27 protein-coding genes and 1 pseudogene are annotated in these 23,657 nt (G+C 60.9%); 11 read left to right on the plus strand and 17 right to left on the minus strand.

Annotation, left to right across the window (positions count from 1 at the left end):
- Window positions 1-91: 91 nt before the first annotated feature.
- The 11 genes and pseudogenes from OOT33_RS17940 to OOT33_RS14640 all read right to left on the minus strand — a co-directional run.
- A pseudogene (locus tag OOT33_RS17940) lies at window positions 92-643 on the minus strand (DNA cytosine methyltransferase); the annotation flags it as partial.
- The gene (locus tag OOT33_RS14595; RefSeq protein ID WP_307750753.1) at window positions 603-1,844 is read right to left on the minus strand and encodes a DNA methyltransferase; all 1,242 of its coding nucleotides are present in this window, start codon (window positions 1,842-1,844) and stop codon (window positions 603-605) included. The pseudogene OOT33_RS17940 and the gene OOT33_RS14595, both read right to left, overlap by 41 nt.
- A 114-nt stretch (window positions 1,845-1,958) precedes the next feature.
- The gene (locus OOT33_RS14600) at window positions 1,959-2,225 is read right to left on the minus strand and encodes an HNH endonuclease (RefSeq protein WP_307750754.1); all 267 of its coding nucleotides are present in this window, start codon (window positions 2,223-2,225) and stop codon (window positions 1,959-1,961) included.
- Between the two features lie 185 nt (window positions 2,226-2,410).
- Window positions 2,411-2,878 carry a PIN domain-containing protein gene (locus tag OOT33_RS14605; RefSeq protein WP_307750755.1) on the minus strand — a complete coding sequence of 156 codons (468 nt, stop codon included), beginning with the start codon at window positions 2,876-2,878 and terminating at the stop codon, window positions 2,411-2,413.
- On the minus strand, window positions 2,878-3,108 hold the full coding sequence (locus OOT33_RS14610) for a type II toxin-antitoxin system prevent-host-death family antitoxin (protein WP_307750756.1): 231 nt from the start codon (window positions 3,106-3,108) through the stop codon (window positions 2,878-2,880). The genes OOT33_RS14605 and OOT33_RS14610 overlap by 1 nt, the downstream gene beginning before the upstream one ends.
- A gap of 23 nt (window positions 3,109-3,131) precedes the next feature.
- Window positions 3,132-3,716, minus strand: a complete 585-nt coding sequence (locus OOT33_RS14615) for a hypothetical protein (RefSeq protein WP_307750757.1) — start codon at window positions 3,714-3,716, stop codon at window positions 3,132-3,134.
- Complete coding sequence (locus tag OOT33_RS14620; RefSeq protein WP_307750758.1) at window positions 3,700-3,969, minus strand: DUF6378 domain-containing protein; 270 nt, start codon at window positions 3,967-3,969, stop codon at window positions 3,700-3,702. The genes OOT33_RS14615 and OOT33_RS14620 overlap by 17 nt, the downstream gene beginning before the upstream one ends.
- Window positions 3,966-4,556, minus strand: coding sequence for a hypothetical protein (locus tag OOT33_RS14625; RefSeq protein ID WP_307750759.1), 591 nt, complete (start codon window positions 4,554-4,556; stop codon window positions 3,966-3,968). Before OOT33_RS14625 ends, OOT33_RS14620 begins: the two co-directional genes overlap by 4 nt.
- A 3-nt stretch (window positions 4,557-4,559) precedes the next feature.
- A complete protein-coding gene (locus OOT33_RS14630; protein ID WP_307750760.1) occupies window positions 4,560-6,959 on the minus strand; it encodes a phage/plasmid primase, P4 family in 2,400 nt (799 codons plus the stop codon).
- Window positions 6,926-7,672: a hypothetical protein gene (locus tag OOT33_RS14635; RefSeq protein ID WP_307750761.1), complete on the minus strand. Its 747-nt coding sequence runs from the start codon at window positions 7,670-7,672 to the stop codon at window positions 6,926-6,928. Before OOT33_RS14635 ends, OOT33_RS14630 begins: the two co-directional genes overlap by 34 nt.
- Entirely contained in the window at window positions 7,672-7,866 is a 195-nt protein-coding gene (locus OOT33_RS14640) for a DUF6511 domain-containing protein (RefSeq protein WP_307750762.1), read from the minus strand. Before OOT33_RS14640 ends, OOT33_RS14635 begins: the two co-directional genes overlap by 1 nt.
- A 321-nt stretch (window positions 7,867-8,187) precedes the next feature.
- Here OOT33_RS14640 and OOT33_RS14645 point away from each other — a divergent pair, with 321 nt between their 5' ends.
- The 6 genes from OOT33_RS14645 (at window position 8,188) to OOT33_RS14670 (ending at window position 13,161) form a co-directional block, all read left to right on the plus strand.
- On the plus strand, window positions 8,188-9,375 hold the full coding sequence (locus OOT33_RS14645; protein WP_307750763.1) for a hypothetical protein: 1,188 nt from the start codon (window positions 8,188-8,190) through the stop codon (window positions 9,373-9,375).
- On the plus strand, window positions 9,344-10,429 hold the full coding sequence (locus tag OOT33_RS14650; protein WP_307750764.1) for a hypothetical protein: 1,086 nt from the start codon (window positions 9,344-9,346) through the stop codon (window positions 10,427-10,429). The genes OOT33_RS14645 and OOT33_RS14650 overlap by 32 nt, the downstream gene beginning before the upstream one ends.
- A gap of 180 nt (window positions 10,430-10,609) precedes the next feature.
- On the plus strand, window positions 10,610-11,209 hold the full coding sequence (locus tag OOT33_RS14655) for a sigma factor (protein WP_307750765.1): 600 nt from the start codon (window positions 10,610-10,612) through the stop codon (window positions 11,207-11,209).
- Window positions 11,210-11,391: 182 nt separating this feature from the next.
- Window positions 11,392-11,685 carry a hypothetical protein gene (locus OOT33_RS14660; RefSeq protein WP_307750766.1) on the plus strand — a complete coding sequence of 98 codons (294 nt, stop codon included), beginning with the start codon at window positions 11,392-11,394 and terminating at the stop codon, window positions 11,683-11,685.
- Window positions 11,682-12,566: an AAA family ATPase gene (locus OOT33_RS14665; protein ID WP_307750767.1), complete on the plus strand. Its 885-nt coding sequence runs from the start codon at window positions 11,682-11,684 to the stop codon at window positions 12,564-12,566. The genes OOT33_RS14660 and OOT33_RS14665 overlap by 4 nt, the downstream gene beginning before the upstream one ends.
- A gap of 4 nt (window positions 12,567-12,570) precedes the next feature.
- Window positions 12,571-13,161 carry a hypothetical protein gene (locus OOT33_RS14670; RefSeq protein ID WP_307750768.1) on the plus strand — a complete coding sequence of 197 codons (591 nt, stop codon included), beginning with the start codon at window positions 12,571-12,573 and terminating at the stop codon, window positions 13,159-13,161.
- A 94-nt stretch (window positions 13,162-13,255) separates the two neighbouring features.
- On the opposite strand, the gene istB is transcribed toward OOT33_RS14670, so the two are convergent.
- Together istB and istA are read right to left on the minus strand one after the other, a co-directional pair.
- The gene (istB, locus tag OOT33_RS14675; RefSeq protein ID WP_307748225.1) at window positions 13,256-14,038 is read right to left on the minus strand and encodes an IS21-like element helper ATPase IstB; all 783 of its coding nucleotides are present in this window, start codon (window positions 14,036-14,038) and stop codon (window positions 13,256-13,258) included.
- Complete coding sequence (gene istA, locus OOT33_RS14680; RefSeq protein WP_307748224.1) at window positions 14,028-15,551, minus strand: IS21 family transposase; 1,524 nt, start codon at window positions 15,549-15,551, stop codon at window positions 14,028-14,030. The genes istB and istA overlap by 11 nt, the downstream gene beginning before the upstream one ends.
- Before the next feature lie 50 nt (window positions 15,552-15,601).
- On the opposite strand from istA, the gene OOT33_RS14685 reads away from it, so the two are divergent.
- Together OOT33_RS14685 and OOT33_RS14690 are read left to right on the plus strand one after the other, a co-directional pair.
- A complete protein-coding gene (locus OOT33_RS14685; protein WP_307750769.1) occupies window positions 15,602-16,066 on the plus strand; it encodes a DEAD/DEAH box helicase in 465 nt (154 codons plus the stop codon).
- 245 nt (window positions 16,067-16,311) lie between these two features.
- A complete protein-coding gene (locus OOT33_RS14690; protein ID WP_307750770.1) occupies window positions 16,312-16,929 on the plus strand; it encodes a protein NO VEIN domain-containing protein in 618 nt (205 codons plus the stop codon).
- Window positions 16,930-17,348: 419 nt separating this feature from the next.
- Here OOT33_RS14690 and OOT33_RS14695 read toward each other — a convergent pair whose 3' ends face one another.
- The 3 genes from OOT33_RS14695 to OOT33_RS14705 all read right to left on the minus strand — a co-directional run bounded on the left by OOT33_RS14695 (window position 17,349) and on the right by OOT33_RS14705 (window position 18,790).
- Window positions 17,349-17,771 (minus strand): type II toxin-antitoxin system MqsA family antitoxin, encoded by a 423-nt coding sequence (locus OOT33_RS14695; protein WP_307750771.1) that lies wholly within the window; start codon window positions 17,769-17,771, stop codon window positions 17,349-17,351.
- Window positions 17,764-18,081, minus strand: a complete 318-nt coding sequence (locus OOT33_RS14700; protein WP_307750772.1) for a type II toxin-antitoxin system MqsR family toxin — start codon at window positions 18,079-18,081, stop codon at window positions 17,764-17,766. Before OOT33_RS14700 ends, OOT33_RS14695 begins: the two co-directional genes overlap by 8 nt.
- A 73-nt stretch (window positions 18,082-18,154) precedes the next feature.
- Window positions 18,155-18,790, minus strand: a complete 636-nt coding sequence (locus tag OOT33_RS14705) for a DeoR family transcriptional regulator (protein WP_307750773.1) — start codon at window positions 18,788-18,790, stop codon at window positions 18,155-18,157.
- Window positions 18,791-18,967: 177 nt separating this feature from the next.
- Here OOT33_RS14705 and OOT33_RS14710 point away from each other — a divergent pair, with 177 nt between their 5' ends.
- From OOT33_RS14710 to OOT33_RS14720, 3 genes are read left to right on the plus strand one after another with little or no spacing between them, the layout of a single operon-like run.
- Window positions 18,968-20,485 carry a recombinase family protein gene (locus OOT33_RS14710; RefSeq protein WP_307751012.1) on the plus strand — a complete coding sequence of 506 codons (1,518 nt, stop codon included), beginning with the start codon at window positions 18,968-18,970 and terminating at the stop codon, window positions 20,483-20,485.
- Window positions 20,485-21,384, plus strand: coding sequence for a plasmid partitioning protein RepB C-terminal domain-containing protein (locus OOT33_RS14715; protein WP_307750774.1), 900 nt, complete (start codon window positions 20,485-20,487; stop codon window positions 21,382-21,384). Before OOT33_RS14710 ends, OOT33_RS14715 begins: the two co-directional genes overlap by 1 nt.
- The gene (locus tag OOT33_RS14720; RefSeq protein ID WP_307750775.1) at window positions 21,377-22,336 is read left to right on the plus strand and encodes a plasmid partitioning protein RepB C-terminal domain-containing protein; all 960 of its coding nucleotides are present in this window, start codon (window positions 21,377-21,379) and stop codon (window positions 22,334-22,336) included. The genes OOT33_RS14715 and OOT33_RS14720 overlap by 8 nt, the downstream gene beginning before the upstream one ends.
- Window positions 22,337-22,564: 228 nt before the next feature.
- On the opposite strand, the gene OOT33_RS14725 is transcribed toward OOT33_RS14720, so the two are convergent.
- Window positions 22,565-23,392, minus strand: a complete 828-nt coding sequence (locus OOT33_RS14725) for a DUF3883 domain-containing protein (protein WP_307750776.1) — start codon at window positions 23,390-23,392, stop codon at window positions 22,565-22,567.
- Between the last annotated feature and the right edge of the window lie 265 nt (window positions 23,393-23,657).

The raw sequence follows: 23,657 nt of genomic DNA on the forward strand, positions 1-23,657 counted from the left end.
TCTCGCCCCCGAGCAGGCGCGCGGGATCGGCCAGTTCGTCACCCTTGCGAATGGCGAGGATGAACAGGCGTTCGCGCCGATGCGGTGCGCCGACTTCCGCCGCCGTAAACAGTCCTGCCGCAAGGACGTAGCCCATGCCGACCAGCTCTCGGGCGACTTCGGGAAATCCGATGCGCAGATGATTGGAGACATTTTCGAGGAAGACGATGGGAGCTTTGCACTCACGGATGACGCGAGCGACGTGCGGCCAGAGGTGGCGGGGATCTGCCTCACCGAGACGGCGGCCAGCGACCGAGAATGGCTGGCACGGGTAGCCCGCAGTGAGGATATCCACGAAGCCGCGCCACGGTCGGCCATCGAAGGTTGTAAGGTCGTCCCAGACAGGCGCCGGATCCAGGGCTTTGTCTTCCATCCGCGCCACGAGAGTGGCTGCTGCGAAGGCTTCCCGCTCGACGTAACCCACAGTGCGATATCCGGGGCAGGCAATGTGGAGGCCAAGGTCGAGGCCGCCTGCGCCTGCGCATAGGGAGATGCCATGGAGGCATGCGTCGTCGGTCCCCGGTTCGCCCCCGGGGGAAGATAGAGCCATGTCATGCACGTTGTTACCGCTGCTGTTCGCTGATTTCGGCAAAGGTCCGGCCATCGCCTTCAAGGGTGGCCGCCTGGCCGGTGAAATCCTGCCAGCGCTTCACCGCCACATCGACGTAGGCCGGGTTGAGCTCGATCGCGTGGATCGAGCGGCCGGTCATCTCACCGGCAATGATGGTGGTGCCCGAACCCGAGAACGGCTCGTAGACGGCCTGACCCGGGCTGGAGTTATTTTCGATCGGACGCTTCATGCACTCGACCGGTTTCTGGGTGCCGTGGCCCGTTTCATTCTTCTTGGGCTTGGCGATGTGCCAGACAGTGGTCTGCTTGCGATCGCCGGCCCAGTGGCCTTTCGCGCCCTTCTTCACGGCGTACCAGCAGGGCTCATGCTCCCAGTGATAATCGCCACGCGAGAGCACTAGCTGCCCCTTGTCCCAGATGATCTGGGAGCGGAGCATAAGATCACAGGCGGCAAGACTATCGCCGACAACGCCCGCGTAGAGCCCGGCGTGCCAGACGTAGGCGACATCGCCCGGGAACAGGGCCCAAGCTTCGCGCCAGTCGGCCTTATCGTCGTTCAGCACCTTGCCTTTGGCAGTGCCCGAAGCGGCGACGCCAGCCTTCTCACGCCAGGCAGGATCGTACTCGACGCCGTAGGGCGGATCGGTGACCATCAGATGCGGCGAGACGCCGTTCAGAGCCTTGGCGACAGTATCGGCATCGGTACTGTCACCGCAGACCAGCCGGTGTTTGCCAAGCAGCCAGACATCGCCGGGCTTGGCGATGGGGTCGATCGGTGCTTCCGGGATCTCATCGGGATCGGTGTTGCCTTCAGTCTTCTCAGCCAGCAGCTTCGAGAGTTCGTCGTCAGAGAACCCGGTCAGCATCAGGTCGAACTCGAAGCCCTGCAGATCGCCAAGTTCGACCGCGAGCAGCTCGAGGTCCCAGCCGGCGTTCAGCGCCAGCTTGTTGTCGGCGATGACGTAGGCCTTTTTCTGAGCCTTGCTCCAGCCTTTGGCGACCATGGTCGGGATCTGGGTCAGGCCCAGCTTGCGGGCAGCGAGCAGACGTCCATGGCCAGCAATCAGGCCACCTTCGTCGTCAACGAGGATCGGATTGGTCCAACCCCACTCACGGATCGATGCCGCTATCTGCGCGATCTGTTCGTCCGAGTGTGTACGGGAATTGCGCGCATAGGGCGTGATTTTCTCTATCGGCCAGAGCTCGCTGCTCTGGGCCGGCCAGTCCTGATCCATAAGTGTCCTTGATGAGGTTTGACCCCCGGTCGCTAACTCGCGGTTGCGCGAATTTTGGGCCAAGCGCGGTGTCCCTCGCCGAGGGCCCAGACTTTCGAGCCGCCCCCGGCCTGGTTAGCCGATCGGCCACCCATCGGGGCCGACGGCGACCGTCCTGCGTTTGCCGAATTGTTCGGCAGTCCGCCTGGCATGGCACTCGGCACACAGGCAGCGAATGTTGCTGTCCTCGTCCGATCCGCCATGGACCAGCGGCACAATGTGGTCAGGTACGGTCGCCTCGCGGACAATCCCGGCGGAGGCACAATCGCGGCAAAGTGGTTCGGCCTTTAATCGACGCAGGCGCTGCGCCATGCCTTGGCGTCCCCGAAGTCGTTCAGCCATCGCGTAGCGCCTGCAACGAGAAACGCCCGGAAAGCCTGTCGGCCCCGGGCGCAACTCGCATCTCTACATTTCGGAAACATCTACATGAGAGCAAGGCTCTCGTCAATGCAAAATTGATCTTTTATCTTTTAATAACAGTTTGTTATTCAGATGATAGGCGGGAGATACTGGCATCGAACATTCCGTTATTTGGCGGGTTGGATTACCGCCGCCAGCTTACGGTGCATGGTCGCCGCATAAGGGTTCACGACTGTCAGACCACGCCAGACAAATCCGTCCTGCATGTCCTCGCTTAGCACGAGCGTCGCGCCTGCCTCGGCGGATGCCGACAGGATCAGCGCATCCCAATATTGCAGGCGGTGGTCGACAACGAGGTCGAGGGCCGACGCCATGATCACCGTGCTGCTGTCGGCCGTCTCAAGCGACTGGCTGTATTCGAGCAGGATGGTGCGTGCCTCGTCAGCACTGACACCGGCGCGGGAGAGCACCACGAACAGTTCACCCAGCGCCTGCACTGGTGCGATCAGCGTTGCCTGATCGTTGAGCCGGGTGATCAGATCGCGCGTTGCGTCGATCTTCGCGCCGTCCTGCGGCGAACGGTCCACGCCTGCGAGATAGGCGAGGACGTTGGTATCGAGCGCGATACGAAACATCAGCTGTAGAGGTCGTCGCGGGTCCAGGCACCGGCATGACGGTGGGGAAGCTTCTGGACGAACTCCAGCAGCGCGCCGACTGATCGGCGCTGACGGTCACGGTCGATAGGCACGACCCGGGCGACAGGACGTCCCCGGGACATGACCACATAACTCTCGCCTTCCTGCACATCGCGGAGCATCTCCGAAAAGTGCTGATTGGCGTCGCTGGCACTGATTGCGCGTTCCATGAGGACCAATTTAGTGCAAACCACTAAATCTTGCAAGAAGCGCGGATCCCGAACAGGGAAACCAGCGCCTCGAGACCGTGCCCCAGATTGCGCACATCGGCATCGCCCCAAGCCGAAGCGTCGGCTTCGTAACAAACCACAGCATGAACCAGGACACTCGGGCGCCGACCCGTCGCAGCTACGGCATCGCTGTCGGCAGTCCGGAGCATCAGGATCGTCGCTGTCGCCCGTTTACGGATCTTCGCCACATAGTCCGGGTCGTATTCCGTGACGCTGCGCCCGAAGATCCCTTCATCCAGCAGCAGACCTCCCGCTGAATGCGGGTGGAGTGGCGGTAGCCCCATGACCGCCCGGTTGCGGGCCATGAGGTCACCATAGAGCTCCGCTGCTGCCAGCTGCTCCGGGGTGATCTTGCCGGCGAACGCCAGCCGCCCGATTGCGGAACCGAGGCGCTCGTCCTTCGCCTGCCGCGCGCTCACCCCATATTGGCGTTGGCGTGCCTCAAGTACGGTCGCGGTCACTTCGCGCAGGGTCTCAGCCTTGCCCGGCCGGACCAGCTTGCCGCAGGGGTGGCGGCGGCCCGCCTTGCGCTTACGACCGCGAACCACGGATGATCTCCGGGATCAGCGCCGCATAGCCAATCACATCGATCGGGCCGTCGGCATAATTCGGGTCGTGGGCAAGCCGGGCCAGCTTCAGGTCGATCATGCACAGAGCGACCTGCTGTGCCGTGACGGGTGTTCCCAGGGTGATCGACCAGCGCTGGGCAATGGCCTCCATCTGAGCTTTGGGATCGCCGTAGGCAGCGCCGCGATCTTCGAGCACCTGCGCAACGCGCTTCAAGAAACCGACCGCGCTCACCGGACACCTCCACGGGTCTCGATGGCCCAGAGCAGGATGGCGATGGCGTCGGCCTCGTTATCGTCGGCGGGGGCAAATCCTTTTGTCTGAACGGCCGCGATGACAGCTGCCTTGTCGGCATTGCCCTTGCCGGCAATAAACCGCTTGATCGTGCCGACGGGTACGCCCTGGTAGGCGACCAGATGCTCTTCGCACCACGAGGTCAGCATCCCCAGCAGGCCGCCATAGACGTGCGCTGCATCGGTGCCGACGTGACGACGGACCTCTTCAAAGTAGATCGCCTCAACCGGCCCGGCATCAAGATCGAGCTGTTCGAGCCAGCGCCGGAATCGGAGGTAGCGCATGCCGCCGCCGTCGTAGCGGGTGTGCTTCAGCGAGACTGTGCCGGTCGTGATCTGGCCGCCGGGGGACTGGAGGGCCCAGCCAGCACTGGTGCCGAGATCGAGGGCCAGGACAGCGCCGTGACGGATGGTGACGGATGTGACGGGTTGTCCGTTATCACTCCCAGAGGCGCGCGCGTGTGCGCGTGTAACGCCTATAAGGGGACTATCCGTCACATCCGTCACCGATGTTGATTTTGCAGACATTTTTCAAAACTCCATCGGGCTGGTCTGGGGTTGGGCCTGACGCAGGGCGAGACCCCGGAAACCCCGGGCTTTGTTGGTGTTGGCGCGCTCAAATCCGCGGTTCGCGAGGGTCTCGGAGAACCGCTTGTTCGAGCCGGCGAATTCGCCGTTGGCATCGGCCCAGTTCTTCCAGTCTGCGTAGAGCCGCTGGGACGTTTCCTGGAGGTGAGCGGCCTGATCGCAGCGCTCTTCAAGCCAGCGCCCCATGGCGTCCTCGGCTTCGAAATATTCCTCGGTGGCAGCCACAACCGACGCCGGGGGCTTGAGGCCTATGCGCTGCCACTCAAGGCATCCCCGAAGCGCCCAGGCGAGAATGCCGTCGCGCTCTGCCAGCAGCCGGTCAGCCAGTCGCTTGTCCCGCTTGTGGGGCGGGATGGTGACCGTGAACGGGATCATGTGCAGACGTCGCCGCATGGCCTCGTCGACATTGCGGATCGAGGGCTTGTGGTTGCCGACTACCAGCAGCTTGAACTGCGGGATGAACTCGAAGAAGTCCTGCCGCATGAAGCGGGCCGTTATCTTGTCACCGCCCGTCAGCGCCTTGAGCTTGCTCTCAGCCCAGCGGCTGCCCTGTTCGGTCTCGATCGCGGAAACGACCCGTGCGCCCCGCAACCCGGCCATGTCGGTCGGATGGCGATCCCCGTGACTTGCCATGAACATGTCCATGGCCGCGACCGTCGCGTAGTCGCCCACGATGGCGGTCAGTGTGTTGGCGAAGACCGATTTGCCGTTCGCACCGGTGCCGTAGAGGAAGAACAGGGCGTGTTCGGTGGTAACGCCTGTCAGGCAGTAGCCCGCCATCCGCTGAAGGTAGCGTTGCAACTCGAAGTCACCTCCGGTGACCGTGTCGAGGAATGCGAGCCAGACCGGGCAATCGCCCCGCGGGGACGCAGCCGCTATCTTCGTCATGTAGGCAGGGCGATCGTGGGCCCCGACGGCCGCAGTTTGCAGGTCGACAATCCCGGCCGGTGTGTTCAGCAGCCACGGGTTGCGATCCCAGACCTCGGTCGTTTCGGCATGCCGTCGGTCAGCACGGGCGATGCGCTCGACGGCCGCAATGGTAGATGCGGACGAAAGCTTGGCCTTGAGCTTGGCGCTGGCGGCCTGCCGCGCCGCTGCCCGGCAAACCTGCCGCGACAATTCAAACGCCTGCAGCGTTTCTTCCTTGCGCCAGACAGAACCTGTCCAGGTCAGCCATTGCCCCCACGGCGCGACGTATCGCCAGTCATTTGAATGCTGCTTGGTATAGGTCTCAGCTAGCGCGTCCTCGGTCAGTTGGACCGGTGCTGAGCTGCCTCCGCTCTGACCGCCGCCTGCAGGCGGGGCTCCACCTCCAGCCGCATCGAGATAGTCCTCGCCGTAACGGGTAGCGTCCAGTTTCCAGATCTTCTCAGCTTCCGAGCGAAGGCGCGCTTCCCCCCAAGGCGGATCGATCCGGGCGTTGTTGTAATCGACGATTTCCTGCCACGCCTGCTGCGCGGTGACATGACCTTCTCGGCAACGGCGGATCCAGTAGCCGATGATCCGTGTCAGGGCCTCGAAGCGGGTGGTGCCGTCTATTCCGCCTTCCCGGACAACCCGCCCGAACAATTCGGTTACTGCACCATGCCCGGAACCGGCATCGTTGAAGTCCAGAGCATCGGGGACCTCGCCCTCCATCGGGGGCATGGCCATCACAGCCTCGACCAGATCGCCGAGGTCATGATCCTTTTCGCGGTGCTGGAGGATTTCGACGAGCCGCCGGTGGCCTGACTTTGCGTGAACAGACCCTGCAACACGGATCGGCTGGTGGGCCGAACGGAACGAGGTGTCGCCGCCGACCTTGCAGGCTATCATATACCGCGCCCGGCAGACGGTCGTGATGTCATCTCCCTCGGCAGGCTCAGACAGGCGCCAGTACAGGTGCAGCTTGCGCTGCCCTTCGGCGGTCACCCCGCCCGAGGCGACTTCGAGCGTGGGTTCACCAAGGTGGGTTGCCAGATGATCACGTTTGGCCGTGATGTCCCCGTGATCCAGATCCACAAGGATCACCTGGGTCTGAACAATCTGATCTGCCTTGGCCTCACCCGCTGCAATGACGGTGCCGGGAACTACGAACAGCGCCATGCCGTTGTCCGCAGCCCAGCCAGCTTGCACCGCCAACTTCGCCGGGAATTCGGCGTCGTTCTCCATGAATGGGGTGTGAGGGACCTGATCGGCGCCGCCCTTTTCGGCGAGGGCGCGGACGGGCACGAGGTGGTCGCAGTAGCCGAAAACGATATCAGCGTAGGTTGCGAGCATCGCGTGATCGGGGGTTACAGGTGCGCTCGGCGCTTCCGGTTCAGCCGAAATCATGCCCAGCACCGCTGTTTCCAGGGGCACCATGCGCACTCGAAGTGATCGGGATCAGCCGACACGCGAGGCAACCACTCGTTGGCGTCGCAGGCCTGAAGGATCCTGACCGCCTTGTCGCTGCAGGCCTGCGCAAGCGCGCCATTGAACGGCACCAGTTCGTGCCAGAGCTCGCAGGTGTCCTTATTGATGGCGGTGAAGACGGCCGGGTTTTCGGTCAGGCCGAGGTAGGCCTGATAAAGTGCGATCTGGGCCGCATAGACGGGCTTCGAAACTGTCACACCGCGCTTGACGATGTCGCGCCAGTTCTTCGCGTTGGCTGACTTGCACTCCCAGAGGGCGGGAACGGCCAGTGTTTCAGGCCCGGCTACAATGACGCCGTCGATATGTCCGCGCACCCGGCCGTTGGCGACAGAGAAGCCAAACTGGTCGCCGTCGCGATTGCGGGTCCGCAGATCGTAACCGGCCTTGAGCAGCCAATCGACTGCCAGGTCTTCGAAGATATGACCGACCGCGAAAATGCGCAGCGTCTTGCCGGAGAACTCCTCACCGGGGTCGCGCGGGGCCTTCAGGAACTCATACTGCAGCTTGCGGGAGCAGCTCTCGCCCAGACGACTGCCGCCCAGATAGGAGCGGGGCTCGCGCTCGCCGTTGGCCTTGGTGAGTGCATCGTCGATGCGCGTATTCACGACATCGGCAAAGGTGTTGGGCTTGTCCCTGTGATTGAAGTCGAGCGGGCCGTGCATCAGAACGGCACCTCCGGCGCGCTCTCCCACATCGACTTCTGGAAACCGGCGACCGCAGCCTCAGCGAGGGCCGCCGCCTGTTGATCGGTGAGTTCGTTGAAGCGCCGGTGCCAGCCGATCTGGCCCAGCACGGAAGCCATGGATTTGAGCGCAGCCACCTTGGCCGCGCGTTCGCGTTCGGCGGTATTATCCATGACCGGCGACTCCGGTCAGGACGACCAGCGTCAGAGCCGGCAGGTGATTCGCCGCCGCGACGGTGCCGACCACGATGATGGTGGGGTCTGTGGATCGATTTATGTGGATTGCAAGACGGTAGCCTGCGACCCGTGTGCGGGCCCGCAGCTTGCTGAAAAGCTCGGAAAAGTGGGGCATTTGACAGGACTCCAGATGGTCCTGTCACTTACCGGCGGGGGCGCCGGACTGTCGGGAGAACAGAAAAGGAACTTATCCCCTTGGCAAGTCCATTAGGGGCGATAGGCTGATCCTATTGTTCGTCGACCTGGGGGGCCAACGGTATGTCTACTTTCAATCCTCGCACCTTTCTTAACCCGGATCGGCTTAGCACGATTTCTCCGGATCTTCTGTTTCAGTTCCTGAGTAAGTGGCAGTCATTCTTTGACGGAAAGTCGTTTGACCTGACGCCCCTGACTTCCAGCAAGCCGCATTATGAAAAAGTGGCTGAAGTCCTGTTGGCGTCTGACGGTACCATGCCGGCTGATATGGTGGATGCGCTCCACTACATCGACGAAATGGCGCGAGATGACGCAATCGACGCATTGCTTGAGCGGGCTGAGGATGACGGCCACACAATCACCGTCACCGAAGACAGCTCTCCTGCCGACGCTGCCATCCAGGTCTGGCAAGCGAACCCCGACCTCTTGATTGAGGTCCATGCGGAAACGCTGGCGCTGAAGCAGCAGAGTTTCATGTACTATGCCGGGAAGAAGACGAACCGTCGCGACCTGATGAAGCATACCCCTCAGGAGGATTTGGCTATCCAGTCGAAGGTCGATGACTGGTTTGCCCAAAAGCGTCGGGGGCGTGGAAGCAGGGTTTTCTTCTTCAAGAACGACAAGAAGGTCTGGATCGTTATCCGGCACGGGAAGCCCATGCAGCGCGAGGGCAGTCATAACGAGGATGGCACCACCGGGATCGCCTTCTATCGTCCTCAGGAACACGATGTTCTGGTCTATGACCGGAAGCACGATGAAATGGGCGTGAACTGCAGCTCACGTCCTTTGCGGGACCACTACCTCGAGGTGATGGGTGAGGTTCTGTTCGGTGACAGGTACTATTTCGACACAGCCAAGAAATATACCTTGGCACCCTTGGCGTCTCTTGGGCCGAGTGCTCTAGCCTGTGGGGACGTAGATGGACTTGAGTGGGTCCGCCTTACGGAGATCCAAATCCCCCATGGCGGCGGATTCCTGATCTACAAACATGACGACGTATTTAGCACGGAATCTGCATTCATCAGCGCGATGCTTGCGACTGGCGCACCTTTCACGAGGGCCAGCTTCAAGATGAAGTTCAGGTACACTAAGAATCCACGAACATTGAACATTCTCCCATCCAGTGTCGCACGCTACACGCAGAAGGGAGACAGTCCGGCTGTTGAGGAATGGCTTAAGAAGCGTGGTTTCGACATTTCTGAAGCGGCCGGCGGGGAAGATGATGGCGACGAAGATCTGGCGCGCGATTGAGGCAATCCCCACGGCTGGGGCTACCCGGAAGCACTGGGAGGTTATGTCAGGCGCTGACTGGTCAGCGCTTTCGCCGCTGCTCCGCGCAACGGGCCTGGAAGCGGAAACCATCCCCTGCTTCAAGGTTCAACCAGGCGGTTGTATTCGTCGAATTGTCCGGCATTCGGTCGACAACGTCCGCGCGGTTTGCGGGGACACGGATTCGCTATGCAAAAGTGAGAAACTCACTGCGGCGGAAACCGACGCCCTCGCTGTTGATCGGGTAAAGCTGGCTCAGGGACTGGCGGGTGCCCTCCAACTCACCAACGGCAAGCTTCCGCCGGCGTCACAAAACCTAATAAATCTTGGCCATCACTATGTTCATGCGGGTCTTGGCTTTCCGGTGTTTTTGCTGCTGAGCGACGGCAGATTCCACGACGCAGCGGCGCTCTTCACAGACGTAGAGGCCTATAAGGGGGCCAAGCTTGTTCTCACACTGACTGAAGCGAGTCTGGGGCCGGCGGCAATGACCTACCTTGCCAAGATAGGTGCCGTCGTCATGCATCTCGACAACATTGTCGGCGTCAATGCTAATGGCCTGGTACCACTTGCCCCAGCGGAACAGATACTCGGAGCCTTGCGAGCCGAATTTGAAGCTTCTGATAACAACAAGCAGTGGCGACTGCCCGCCGACGCGACTTGGTCCAAGGTCACCATAGAGTTCCGTGAACTGCAAGAAATTGAGCTTCAGTATAACGGCGTGAAGCCTAAAAGAATTGCGCCTCAGGACCTGCGGCTTTGGGATTTTGAATCAGGTCGCCCTAAAGCAGGCTGGGAAGTGCTCACCAAAATCCCCGAGAACGGCGGCATCTTGAGACCCTTGAATGACAAAGCTCGCAGGCAAAGCCATGAGGCATTCAAGCAAACAAAAAAGCAACTGAAAGAGGCGCTTCAAGAGGTCGTCCCGATCCCCGGCGACCCTTTCCAGTACGACTATCGCGAAAAGGTCTACCGTCCACTCTTCGTTGTCCGATCGGATGCCCTTCGGCAGGGGCGCGAGGACCAGAACTGGTGAAATTTCACCTTTAGAAAAGAACAACTACGAAAATTTTTTTCGCAGTGACGCCCCCGGAAAACGGCTGTTTTCCGGGGGCGTCTTGTTTGCGCCACGTCCAGCCGAGCGCTTCATCGTGAAATTTCACCCGCCGCCATGTCCGGGCCGTCGTGCCCGCCAACATGGATTGGGCGAAAACACATGGAGTTCGAAAACCGTTACACCGGAATGCCATCGCGCGTCGTGCGCAACATCAAATACAAGGCCGCGAGGCTGGCACGCAGCAGCTCGCTGCCCGGCATGGACAAAGAGGACATCGAGCAGGAGCTGATGCTCGACCTTCTGCGTCGTCGTGACAGGTTCGATCCTGACCGTGCATCCTTCGACACTTTCGCTGACCGCGTCATCACCAACCGCGTCGCCAGCCTCACCGCATCGACGCACAAGCTGCGTGCCGAACGCATTACCATCTCCCTCGATTTCGTGGTCGCCAATGACGAAGAGGATGAGGGAGCCAGCCTGATCGACAAGCTGGACGACCTCGAAAACCCCTGTGCCCTCGACGAACTGAAGATCGGGCTCGCCCGCGATGTCGCTCGTTTCCTCGGCGACCTGCCGCCGGTGTTGCAGCGCTACGTCGCAATCCTGGCTGCGGACAACGTCTGCGAGGCCGCGCGTGAGGCCGGACTGCACCGGTCGACAATCTACGAACGGAAGGAACAGATCCGCCGCGCCGCCGAGGACTGGGGTCTCGCGGATTATCTCGGCCTCATCCCGACAGTTCGGAATCGCCCCCGGTAGATGACCAGCAGAGGACGACGGCAGCGCCGCTCGCAACCTCGCCAAATCATGCCGGGCCTTCGGGCGAATAGAACACCCCCAGTGGGGAACAACCCGACCGCGTGCTCCAGGGCGGCGTCGGGCCCGGCAGATGTTTGCCTGACGAACCCTGGTCCCACCGACGAAACGGGGAGACCCTCGAAATGATTACGACTTCGCCTCTCAAGCGCCTTCGCAAGTCCATGTGGCTTCACGACGTGCCCGATATTCTGAACGTGCCTGCGATCGGTGACGAACCCGCAGCATACGTCTCGACCGAGGAGGCCACGCTCGACGAAGTGGCATTCGCGGAAGTGGCAGTGGCCCGTCAGGCATCCGCTCTCAACCGCATCTCTGCCGCACTTAACGAGATCATCAAACTCGCGCGTCGCCAGGGGGCTCATGGCTACGACAATGCGGTCGCGGCGGCGCTGCGTGAACTGGAGAGCGGCAAGTGAGCGCCGCCTTCAGCAGCGGGCCGCTCCAGATCATCACGGCCGACGAACGCCTCAAGGAACGTCGCGGTATCAAGGGGGTGCTTACGGGCACCTCCGGTATCGGCAAGACGTCGCAGCTCTGGACGCTCGACCCGGACAAGACGCTTTTCCTGAACCTCGAAGCCGGCGAACTCGCCGTCCAAGGCTGGCCGGGCGATGAAATCCGTATCCGCGACTGGGACCGTGCACGCGACCTGGCCTGCTGGATCGGAGGCCCTAATCCGGCCATGCGTGACGACCAGAGCTACAGCCGCGCCGATTACGCGCGGGTGTGCAATGCCTTCGGCCCGCCCAACGTCCTCGCCAAGTACGACACGATCTTCGTGGACTCGATCACCGTGGCGTCGCGTCTTTGCCTGCAGTGGGCCAAGGGCCAGCCGCAGGCGACTTCCGATCGCAGCGGCAAGGCTGACATGCGCGGGGCCTATGGCCTGCTCGGTCAGGAGATGATCGGCTGGTTGACCCATCTGCAGCACACCCCGGACAAGAACGTGTGGCTGGTTGGGCTGCTCGACAAGCGGCTGGACGATTTCAACCGTCCGTTCTTCTCCCTGCAGATCGAGGGCAGCAAGACCGGTCTCGAGCTCCCCGGCATCGTCGATGAGATCGTGACCCTCGCTGACATCCGTCCGGCCGAAGGGGCTCCGTACCGCGCCTTCATCTGCACGACCCTCAACGAGTTCGGTTTCCCCGCCAAGGACCGGTCCGGTCGTCTCACCACCATCGAACCCGCTCATCTCGGGCGCCTGATGGACAAGATCCGCGGCCCGCTCTCCGCGCCGCCGGCGAACCGCCTCGACTTCGAACTTCCCGACACCAACACCGCGCAAGCTGGAGCGTAACAACATGATCGACATGGATTTCAACAGCGCCGACACTCAGGATTCGGCCTTTGCCCTTATTCCCGCCAACACGCTGGTCCGCATTCACCTGACCATCCGCCCTGGTGGCGCTGGCCCCGAAGGCTGGCTCACCCAGAGCAAGAGCAGCTCCGCCCTTTACCTCAACACCGAAGGCGTCATCGAAGAAGGCCCGCATGCGCGCCGTCGCATCTATACGCGCATCGGCTTCCGCGGTCGCAACGCTGATACCGGGGCCGAGGACACCTATGCTAACCGCGGCAGGGCCCTCCTGCGCGGCATCCTCGAGTCCGCGCATGGCGTCCGCTCCGACGACACCTCGGACCAGGCCCGTGCAAAGCGCACGATCCGCAGCTTCGGGGATATGAGCGGCCTGACCTTCATCGCCAAGATCGGGATCGAGCGCGACAAGAACGATCCCAGCGACCAGGGCCGCAACGTTATCGTCGCCGCCATCGGCCCCCAGCATCCTGAATACGCAGCCCTGATGGGCACCACGCCCGGCGCATACGCGCCTGCCGCCAGCGCGCCGGCCATGGCTCCCTCGAACGGCGGCGCGCCGTTCTGGGCCCAGTAAGCGGAGACACTGTTGATGGTCGCTGAGAGTTGACCCGGGATTTTCACTGAGAAGTGACCCGTCTCGGATATATGTTTCGGTTACGTCCTGTGGGTCAAGATGATGTTTTCTCCTTTTCTGGTTTTGCCTGCTGGGCAGAGCTATTTTTGAAGCGGAAGCTGTCGTTTCCGGTTTCGAGGATGTGGCAGTGATGGGTGAGGCGATCGAGGAGAGCGGTGGTCATTTTGGCATCGCCGAACACGCTGGCCCATTCACTGAAGCTGAGGTTGGTGGTGATGACGACGCTGGTGCGCTCATAGAGTTTGCTGAGCAGGTGGAACAGCAATGCGCCGCCTGATGCACTGAACGGCAGATAGCCCAGCTCATCGAGGATCACGAGATCGGAGTGCACGAGCCGATTAGCGATCTGTCCGGCCCTGCCTTGCGCTTTTTCCTGTTCGAGGGCGTTGACCAGTTCGACAGTGGAGAAGAACCGCACCCGCTTCCTGTGATGTTCGATGGCCTGCACACCGAGCGCGGTGGCGACATGGGTCTTTCCGGTGCCCGGGCCGCCAACCAGCACGACATTGTCGGCAACGTCGATAAAATCGCAACGATGGAGCTGACGAACCAGCGCCTCGTTGATCTCGCTACTGGCAAAGTCGAAGCCGGCAAGATCGCGATAGGCCGGGAACCGCGCGACCTTGAGTTGATAGGCGACGGAGCGCACCTCCCGTTCGGCCGTCTCGGCTTTGAGCAACTGTGAGAGCATGGGCACGGCGGCTTCGAACGCCGGCGATCCCTGTGCCATGAGATCGGTAACGGCCTGTGCCATACCGTGCATCTTAAGGCTTCGGAGCATCACGACGATAGCGCCACTGGCAGGATCATGACGCATGGCGTGTCTCCCGACGCAGCGCATCATAGCGTTCGACATTGGCCATTGGTTCACTGACCAGCCTCAATGCCTGCGGTGCCGTCACCGGCGGCGTAGCGGTGGGCTTTCCGTCGAGCAGCCGATGCAGCAGGTTGAGGATATGGGTCTTGGTCGGGACGCCAGCCTCCAGTGCCCGTTCGACCGCAGTCAGCACGGCCTGTTCGTCATGATGGAGCACCAGTGACAGGATCTCGACCATCTCTCTGTCGCCACCAGGGGTGCGCAGCAGATGCGTCTGCAACCGCCGGAAGGCATCGGGCATCTCGAGGAACGGCGCACCGTTGCGCAACGCTCCGGGCTTGCGCTGGACGACGGCGAGATAATGGCGCCAGTCATAGACAGTATGGCCCGGCAGATGATGCGACCGATCGATGATGCGCTGGTGCTCGCATATCACCTGACCTTCGGCAGCGACCAGAATACGGTCAGGGTAAATCCGCAATGACACGGGCCGATTGGCGAAGGATGCCGGTACGCTGTAGCGGTTCCGGTCCAGATGGACGAGGCAGGTCGGCGAGACGCGCTTGCCCAGTTCCACAAAGCCATCGAACAGCCTGCCCATCGGCATCAGGCTTTGCACTTCGTCGGCCCACGCGTCCGCGACCGAACCCGGCTCGATCCCGTGCGGTATCTCCTGCCACAAGGCCCTGCAGCGCTGTTCGAGCCACAGGTTGAGCGCATCAAGGCTCTCAGCCTGAGGGACAGGTTGCCACAGGCGATGGCGGGCGTCCTGAACGTTCTTCTCGACCTGGCCTTTCTCCCATCCTGCTGCCGGGTTGCAGAACTCGGCCTCGAACAGGTAGTGGCTGACCATCGCCAGAAAGCGGGCATTGACGGTCCGCTCTTTGCCGCGCCCGACCTTGTCGACGGCGGTGCGCATATTGTCGTAAATGCCCCGGCGCGGAACGCCACCCAGCACACGGAACGCGTGATTATGGGCGTCGAAGAGCATCTCGTGCGTCTGCAACAAATAGGCCCGCACCAGAAAGGCCCGGCTGTGGCTGAGCTTGAAGTGCGCCACCTGCAACTTGGTGCGTACCCCGTCGATGATCGCCCAGTCCTCGCTCCAGTCGAACTGGAACGCTTCTCCCGGCGCGAACGCCAACGGCACATAGGTGCCGCGACCGCTCATCTGCTGCGCTTGCCGGTAATCGTCGCGCCAGGCTCGTGCAAAGGCAGCAACCCGGCCATAGGAACCGTCATAACCCAGCGCGACCAGATCGGCGTGCAACTGCTTCATCGTGCGCTTCTGCTTGCGCGGGCGTCCCATCTCCCGCTTCAGCCATGCCGATAATCGTTCGGCAAACGGATCCAGCTTGCTCGGCCGCTCCGGCACCTTGAACCGGGGCTCCACAGTCCCTGCACGCAGATATTTACGGATGGTATTACGGGATAGTCCCGTGCGTCGCGCTATCTCCCGGATCGGTAAATGATCGCGCAAATGCCAGCGCCGAATAATGCTCAATAACGCCATGTCCAACACTCCATGATCCCTCGCTCATCAAAGCCAGGGATGAGTTCAACATGGGTCAAATCTCAGTGGAAATTTATAACCCTCCCGGGTCAACTCTCAGCGACAATCAACAGATTCGCCTCTTCCACGACGATCCCAACGTAATGGTCATGGTAGCAAATCCTGCGGCGGCAGGGGAAGGAATCAGTCTCCATACCGTTTGTCATCATGCAATCTATCTAGATCGTAATTTTAATGCTGCTCAGTATCTCCAGTCTGAAGATCGTATTCATCGGCTCGGCCTTTCACAGGACCAAGACACCACTATCGAGATTGTCGAATGTGCAGGGAGCGTAGATGAGGCCGTCCGTCAAAGGTTGGAGTTCAAGGTGGGCCAGATGGGGGCCGCGCTGAATGATTCCGGCCTGCGAATTTCTCCTGTGCAGATCGCTGCCGATGAAGAAGATGAAGGTTACGGCGCTGGCACTCTCGACGAAGGCGATGTGCAGGCGCTTCTTGATGCTCTTGGAGGTTAGCCTTGCAACCTCTTTCTCCAGGCCTAGCATTCGGTTGCATTGAGCTTCTTGCCGTAATCCACCGGAACGAGCTGACGCCGAGCGGGGTCCACTCCTTATCACTCGGCTCCGTTTCATCTGCTTTGATCTATCGAGCATGTCACGATCTGTCCTGGCTCGAGGTTCGAGAAAACGGGCTTTTAGCTGTAACAGTTCGAGGAGAACGAGCCACGCAGGCCGGCAGTCCCCAGGCGGGGCTCCGCGTGATGCTAAACGATTATATTGAGATAGATCAGCCTCCATGGCTGCAATTGGTTCCATACGGACGAAGGGAGACCCTCCTTCAAGCTCCGCCCAGCATCCGCCAAGTTTTCGTTGAAGCCGGACTTGCATACGGAGACGATGACGAAACTGTTCGCTTTTGGGATGGGCTTGCGGCGCGAGCACGAGGCATGCGGGATGGAGTTTTGACCGAAATTGGCCGTCAGGGCGAGCGGCATACTCTGCGGTATGAGCGCAATCGCACAGGCTTTGAACCTAAATGGGTTGCATTGGACAGCTCGTCAGATGGCTATGACGTGCTGTCTCGCATCTCAATGTCAGATAGCCGAAGATTGACAATTGAAGTCAAGGCAAGCGAGCGTCGCGTTGAGCATGCCTCTTTTTATCTAACCCGAAACGAGTGGGAGACTGCAACTTCATCACTGTCTCATCAATTCCACCTTTGGTCTCTAACCCCGAATGCTGTTCTGCTAGCCGTTGTTCACCTCGACGAGATCGATGCGCACGTGGCAAAGGATTGTGGTGCCGGAATTTGGCAAAGCGTTCTTATTCCCTTCCAATCTTTTGCAGGAAAGTTTGAGGCCGTTCCGGATATGGAATAGGGAAGTTCTAATCTGCCCCAACGTTGAAGTGCCTGCGCTAACCCGAGTTGGCTGATGGAACATTTGCGATTGATGTGACCTGCATCGAACTGATAGCCTTCCGTAGAATAAATACTACTAAAACAAGTACATATGTTCATCCACCAAACGCGGTGCGGTCGAGAGCTTCAGAGAATATTGGCCGCAAGAGGGCGGAATTTGGCTTACCTCGCTGACAAGCAGTGGAGAGGTTGCTGCCGATAACCCTTGAAACACACCGGATTTTTGGCGCCAAACCCAAGGAATAGAAAGATTCCAATGGGTTAAATGGCGGTGGGAGAGAGCCTGCGGACGAACTCTCTCATCGAAGGGCATCTAAACAGGCAGTGAGCCTGCGAAAAGTTGCGGTCGGCTATTGCGGATAAGCAATCGCAACAGGCCTATGCGGCTTCCTTCCGGTGCACCCGCTGCTTCAGAACCGAGAGCCCGGACGGATCCCTGTCGAGCAGCAGCAGGGCGCTCATCACCGCATGGCTGACAACCACATCGCCGCTCTCGTATTTCTGGAAAGCGTTGGGCCCACCGCCAATGAGACGACCAGCATCCTTCTGCGTGAGGTGCAGGCGCTTCCTGATGCGGCGCACCGCCTCGGGATCGAGCAAGCCCTCCACCTGGGCCTTGAGCCGGTTCAGAGCCCGATCGGAAATCTTCATGTCGTCGCCGGTGTGAATGCTCTCGTCGCTTGCATCACAATACCAGCCGGGCATGTCGAAGGTGGACTCGTGTCCCTTGTAGGTGATGGTCATCGGCCGAACGTCGCGGAACATCGGCTGGCCCGTTTCCGGGCAGGTGGGGTTAGTCATTGCCCTTCTCCTTGAACGACAGAAGCAAAAACTCGGTCACGGCATCGGCCGTGAACTTGACGTACAAAGCCCCCTGTTCCGAGGGAACGTGGTAGACATCCTGCCAGACCCGATGATCGGCAAAGGATGTCATGGACTTATAAAAATGGCGTCGCTCGATCGTCTGGATGGTTGCAACGATCTCGTTTCGGCCAAAACCAAGCGAAGCCGCTCCTCTCAGAGCGGAACCTGTGACATTGAGCTTCTCGACCGTTGAGAAAACGGCTTTGACCGCTTCAATGTCATAGGTCGGCTTTCGCTTCTCGGTCATTGCCCTTGATAACACCACTGTGGTGTTTTTTCAAGAGTGCCGATTCCGTCAGCCCGCCGGTGTTCGCGCGCGGCTAGGTTTGTCGGCTTGCCACATAGAATCCCCGCCGATGGCGGCCCAAATATCGTATCAGCCCTCTGTCCTTCAGGTTGGCAATGTCGCGTTTCGCGGTGCGGCTGCTGACCTGCCAGTGCACGACGACGTCTTCAACGGTGCATCGGTCGCCCTGCGCGACTCGCGCCAGCAGCCACTCCTGACGCTCGTTCAGCGGCAAATTAATGGTGACATGGATGTCACCATTAATGTCACCATTCGTGTCACCATTAACGCCGTTGAAGAGGCCCAATTGCGCTCCCGATCCGGACCCGGCCGGGCCGTGCGCGAAAGACGCAGCCGTGCCATTCGGGAGTGCCTCAGCCGGTGCCGTTGATGGATCCATATCAGCCAGGAACTGCCGAACCAGCTCGCGAACAGCCGGAGACTTCATGCAAAGTCTCATTAGAAAATAACCGCTTGGACCGGAAACCCCGCTCACCCAGTTCTTTACGCTGCGCTCGCTGGCACCGGTCCAGCGCATGACGGTCTTGACCGTTCGGTGGGTCTCATCATGCTCGCGGCGCAAGGCATCCGCGATGAGTTCCGCATAGTCCTTCGCCGACTTCGCCAGCCCGTTCCATGGGTGCAACATTCTGCCCTTTTTCGGCAACATCCTCCGCTCCTTCCACCGCTACATTCACGTGCGAGCGGAACGGTAGGCAGAGGTGCTCTTCGGGCTGCAGTTGGTGGATGCCCTGGACTGCTGCAGCGGCTGAACCGGAAAGGGCGACGCTTGAAGGATTGGCAGAACGAAAAGGACCAACCCAACCATGACCCGACAGCCCGCGTCGTGCGGGCCGCCGAATACGTCCGCATGTCCACCGATCACCAGAAATACTCGACCGAGAACCAGGCCGATGCGATCCGCCATTATGCATCCTCGCGGGGCATTGAGATCGTCAGCACCTATGCTGACGACGGCAAAAGCGGCCTGTCGATCGACGGACGTGCTTCGCTGCAGCGCCTGATTGCCGACGTCGAATCCGGCGCTGCCGATTTCGAGATGATCCTGGTCTACGATGTCAGCCGGTGGGGCCGCTTCCAGGACGCCGACGAAAGCGCCTATTACGAATACATCTGCCGCCGGGCCGGGATCCAGATCGCCTATTGCGCCGAGCAGTTCGAGAACGACGGCTCACCGATGAGCACCATGTTCAAGGGCTTCAAGCGGGCCATGGCTGGCGAATACAGCCGAGAGCTCTCGGTCAAGGTTTTTGCCGGCCAAGGGCGGCTCATCGAGAAAGGCTACCGCCAGGGCGGCCCCGCCGGCTTCGGCCTGCGCCGGACGCTGATCGATGAACACGGCGCGACCAAGGCGGTGCTCGGCCGCGGAGAGCAAAAGTGCCTGCAGACCGACCGCGTGATCCTGACTCCCGGGCCGGACGAGGAAATTGCCGTCGTGCAGGAGGTCTACCGAGCCTTCGTCCATGATGGGCAGACCGAGCGCGAGATCGCCGAGGCACTCAACGCCCGCGGCATTCTCACCGATCTTGAACGCCCATGGACGCGCGGGACCGTCCACCAGCTCCTGATCAACGAGAAGTATGTCGGCGACAATGTCTGGAACCGCCGCTCGTTCAAGCTGAAGAAGAAGCGGGTACGCAACGCCCCGGACATGTGGATCCGGTCACAGGGCGCATTCGAGGGGATCGTCGAGCGGGACCTGTTCGAGGCGGCCCATTCGATCATCACGGCGCGCTCGTTCCGCCTGTCCGACGAGGAAATGCTGGAAGCGCTTCGGGGCCTTTACGCCAGCAAGGGCCTGCTGTCCGGCATCATCATCGATGAATGCGATGGCCTGCCGTCGAGCAGCGCATACAGTTCCCGGTTCGGCAGCCTCCTGCGCGCCTACAGCCTGGTGGGGTTCACGCCCGACCGGGACTACCGTTACGTCGCGATCAACAGAGCCCTGCGAGATCTGCATCCCGATGTCCTGCGGCAAGTGCTCGACGGTTTGCGCGAACAGGGCAGCGAAGCCTGGCAGGATCTCGAGACCGATCAGGTGATCGTCAACGGCGAGTTCAGCCTGTCGGTGGTCATCGTGCGTTGTTTGACCACGCCGACGGGTCTGCTGCGCTGGAAGCTGCGGTTCGACACTTCGGTCATGCCCGACATTACCATCGTGGTACGCATGGACACCGAAAACCGGGCGCCGCTCGATTTCTACCTGTTCCCCCGCCTCGATGTCGCGTCCGACCGGGTGCGACTGGCCGAAGACAATGGCCTCAGTCTCGACGCCTACCGCTTCGACACCCTCGACTACCTCTATGACATCGCCGCCCCAGTGCGCATCGCGGAGGCCGCCTGATGACGGAATCACGCCCCCAGCAGATCGAAATGATCCCGATATCACGGATCACCGTGCTCAACCCGCGTTCGCGCAACAAGCGTCAGCACCGGGAGATCGTGAACAACATCGAGGCGATCGGCCTCAAGCGCCCAATTACCGTAAGCCGGCGCCAGGGGCCCGGCGGCCCCCGGTACGACCTGGTATGCGGGCAAGGACGCCTCGAGGCCTTTCAGATGCTCGGGCAGACGGAGATCCCGGCCGTTGTGATTGAGGCGGCCGAGGACGAATGCCTGGTCATGAGCCTGGTCGAGAATATTGCCCGCCGGGTGCAGCGCCCCATCGATGTCATGCGCGAGATCGGTGAGCTCCGGAAGCGCGGGTACAGTGAGGCGGACATCGCGCGGAAGATCGGTGTCCATAACTCGTGGGTCAGCATGGTGGTGTCGTTGCTCGAACGCGGCGAGGAACGGCTGTTGGCCGCAGTCGAAACCGGCCTGATCCCCGTCACCATGGCCATCGAGGTCGCTCGCGCCGAAACCGAGGAAGCCCAGAACCTGCTGCTGGAGGCTTACGAGACCGGTAAGCTGAAGGGAAAGAAGCTCGCCTCCGTCCGCCGCCTGCTCGATCATCGCCTTCGCAGCCGCAGTAAGGGCATCGGCTCCAGCCGCATGGGACCTCGCGCGGGCAATCGCCGCATCACGGCAAACGACCTGCTGCAGGTCTATCAACGCGAGGCGGAGAAACAGCGCATCCTTGTCAAGAAGTCGGATTTTACCCAGACGCGCCTGCTGTTCGTTGTCGAGGCGATTAAGGACCTCCTTGGCGACGAAGGGTTCGTCACCCTGCTGCGGGCCGAGGGGTTGGAAACCATGCCGCGTGCCCTCGCGATCAAGATCGCCGGAGGCCTGGATGGCTGACTGGCAACCCGAGCACGCAATCGAACCGGGTGGCGATCCGCACGTTCATCTGGCCTTCGAGCGCCAGACCATCACGATTGCGATATCGGCTCTCGTCCCTCTGAAATCACTTCGCGAGGGCGTGCGCGAGAGCAAGAAGTACGCCCAGATTGTCAGTTCCATCGAGGCGATCGGACTAGTCGAGGCGCCGGTCGTCATCGCCGACACCCAGCATCCCGGGCAGTATTTCCTGCTCGATGGCCATCTGCGCATCGAGGCCCTGAAACAGCTCGGGACCGAGACCGTCGATTGCCTGGTTGCAACGGACGACGAGACCTACACCTACAACAAGCGGGTCAACCGCCTGCCGCCGGTGCAGGAGCATCGCATGATTGCGCGGGCTGTAGAGCGAGGGGTGGCTCCGGCTGTCATCGCCGAAGCCTTGGGGCTGGAGGTCGGCTCGGTGCACCGCAAGTTTCGTCTGCTGGACGGAATCTGTCCGGAAGCGGTGGATATTCTCAAAGACACCACCTGCCCGATGAACGTGTTCGAGGTGCTGCGTCGCATGTCGACGATGCGCCAGATTGAGGCCGCCGACCTCATGGTTGGGCAAAACAACTTCTCCCTGATGTTTGCGAAGGCCCTCCTGGCTGCAACGCCAGATGATCAGCTCGTCAAGCAGCCGAGGAAGGGCCGCAAGGGTGACGCGAATGGCCCGACCACCCAGCAGATTGCCCGTATGGAGCGCGAACTGGCGGCGCTGCAGACCCAGGTGAAATCGGTCGAGGACAGCTACGGCATCGACAACCTGCATCTCACGGTAGCCCGGGGCTACATCGCCAAGTTGCTGGGTAACGCCCTGATTGTCCGATGGCTCTCTCAGAACCGACACGAATACCTCGGCGAATTCCAGCGCATCGCCGAGATCGAAACGATCGCGCCAGTGTCACCGCCCGCACTGGGGCAGGAATGAATATGATGGGGACCCGGACCCGATAAGCGCGGGGACCATGGGAGAAGCCGCACTGTGGGGCGGATCGAGCATGGTGGTGGGAATGGCGGCGAACCCGCATGTAGCCCACTAGGCCGGCCGTCATATGGACCGGCTGCATGCCGCAGTATTGCGCATGTCAGGCAAGGGCGTGTCGACATATTCGGGACTGTCGGCACGCCCAACCGCCCAAGGCGATCTCGCCGCCTTCTATCGCAGCCCCGCCAGAAAACTTGTAGCGGTCAGCTCGAGATGCGCCTCGAGCGGAGGACGCAGCATATAGGCATGTGGCACACGGGCAAAGCTCCAGACCCGAATGAGATGCCATTCGTCACGGCGAGCATCGGCGACGGCCAGTTCATTTCGGGAAATATGGAAAGGGGTGCGTTCCCAGCCATTGGTCGTCTTGACTTCGATCAGGCGTTCACGGCCGTCAGGTTCGAAGCTGGAAATGTCGAAACCGTAGCCGTCGCCATCCTGAACCGATGTCCAACGTACCCTGCCTGCCAGATCCTCCCGGCCAGCCAATTGCAATGCCTGCCTTTCGCTGTGCAGGACGAGTTCTTCACCAGCTTTGCCAAGTGCTCGGTTGCGCGCGTCGCGTTCCGCGACATCGAACTTCCGCCCCATCGCTGCAATGAATTCAGGATCGACAGGATATGGTTCGTTGCGCTGGGTTGGCGGCGGACCGAACTGCAGGAGTAGCGCATTTTGCGGCACGGTCCGCGATGGTCGATTAGAGGGCGCCAGCCAATCCGGATGGGCGTCGAGCCATCGGAGGACCCCGTCTACCAAGGCATTCTGGAAATTGGCTGCCGGTTTGTAACCGGTGATCCACGGTTGTCCGAGGCCGAGCATGACGGCGCTGATGTTCTGGTGTTTGAATTCGATTGAGCCCCGACTGCGAGGGAGGAGCTCTTGCAGCGCACGGTTCCGTTCCGCCTTGTTGAAAGGGCGCCCCTCAATCTCCGCGCCGAGCATCGCGAAATAGTCAGCGACGACCAGATCGATCTCGGTTTCGCTCCAGGCTTCAGACATTCGATATTGTTAGTCTTCCGGGCCAGGTTTGACCAGGATGTGCGAGATTCGAAGGCGGACGAGATTGACCCTTGTCCGAAGCACCGCAAATCACCTAAATTGGAGGTGATCAATGCCCCCCATTGATAAAAATGCCATCTGTGGAGCAGCGGATTTACGGCTCTCAGGCCGATGAATCGAAAACCAGATGACCCCTGCGACGAATCGACCTGTTCTTGGGAGGCATATTAATCCAATCTCACTACGCGGAGATTGAACTGATCTT

The organism is Sphingobium sp. DEHP117 (assembly GCF_030867385.1).
Lineage (GTDB): Bacteria > Pseudomonadota > Alphaproteobacteria > Sphingomonadales > Sphingomonadaceae > Sphingobium.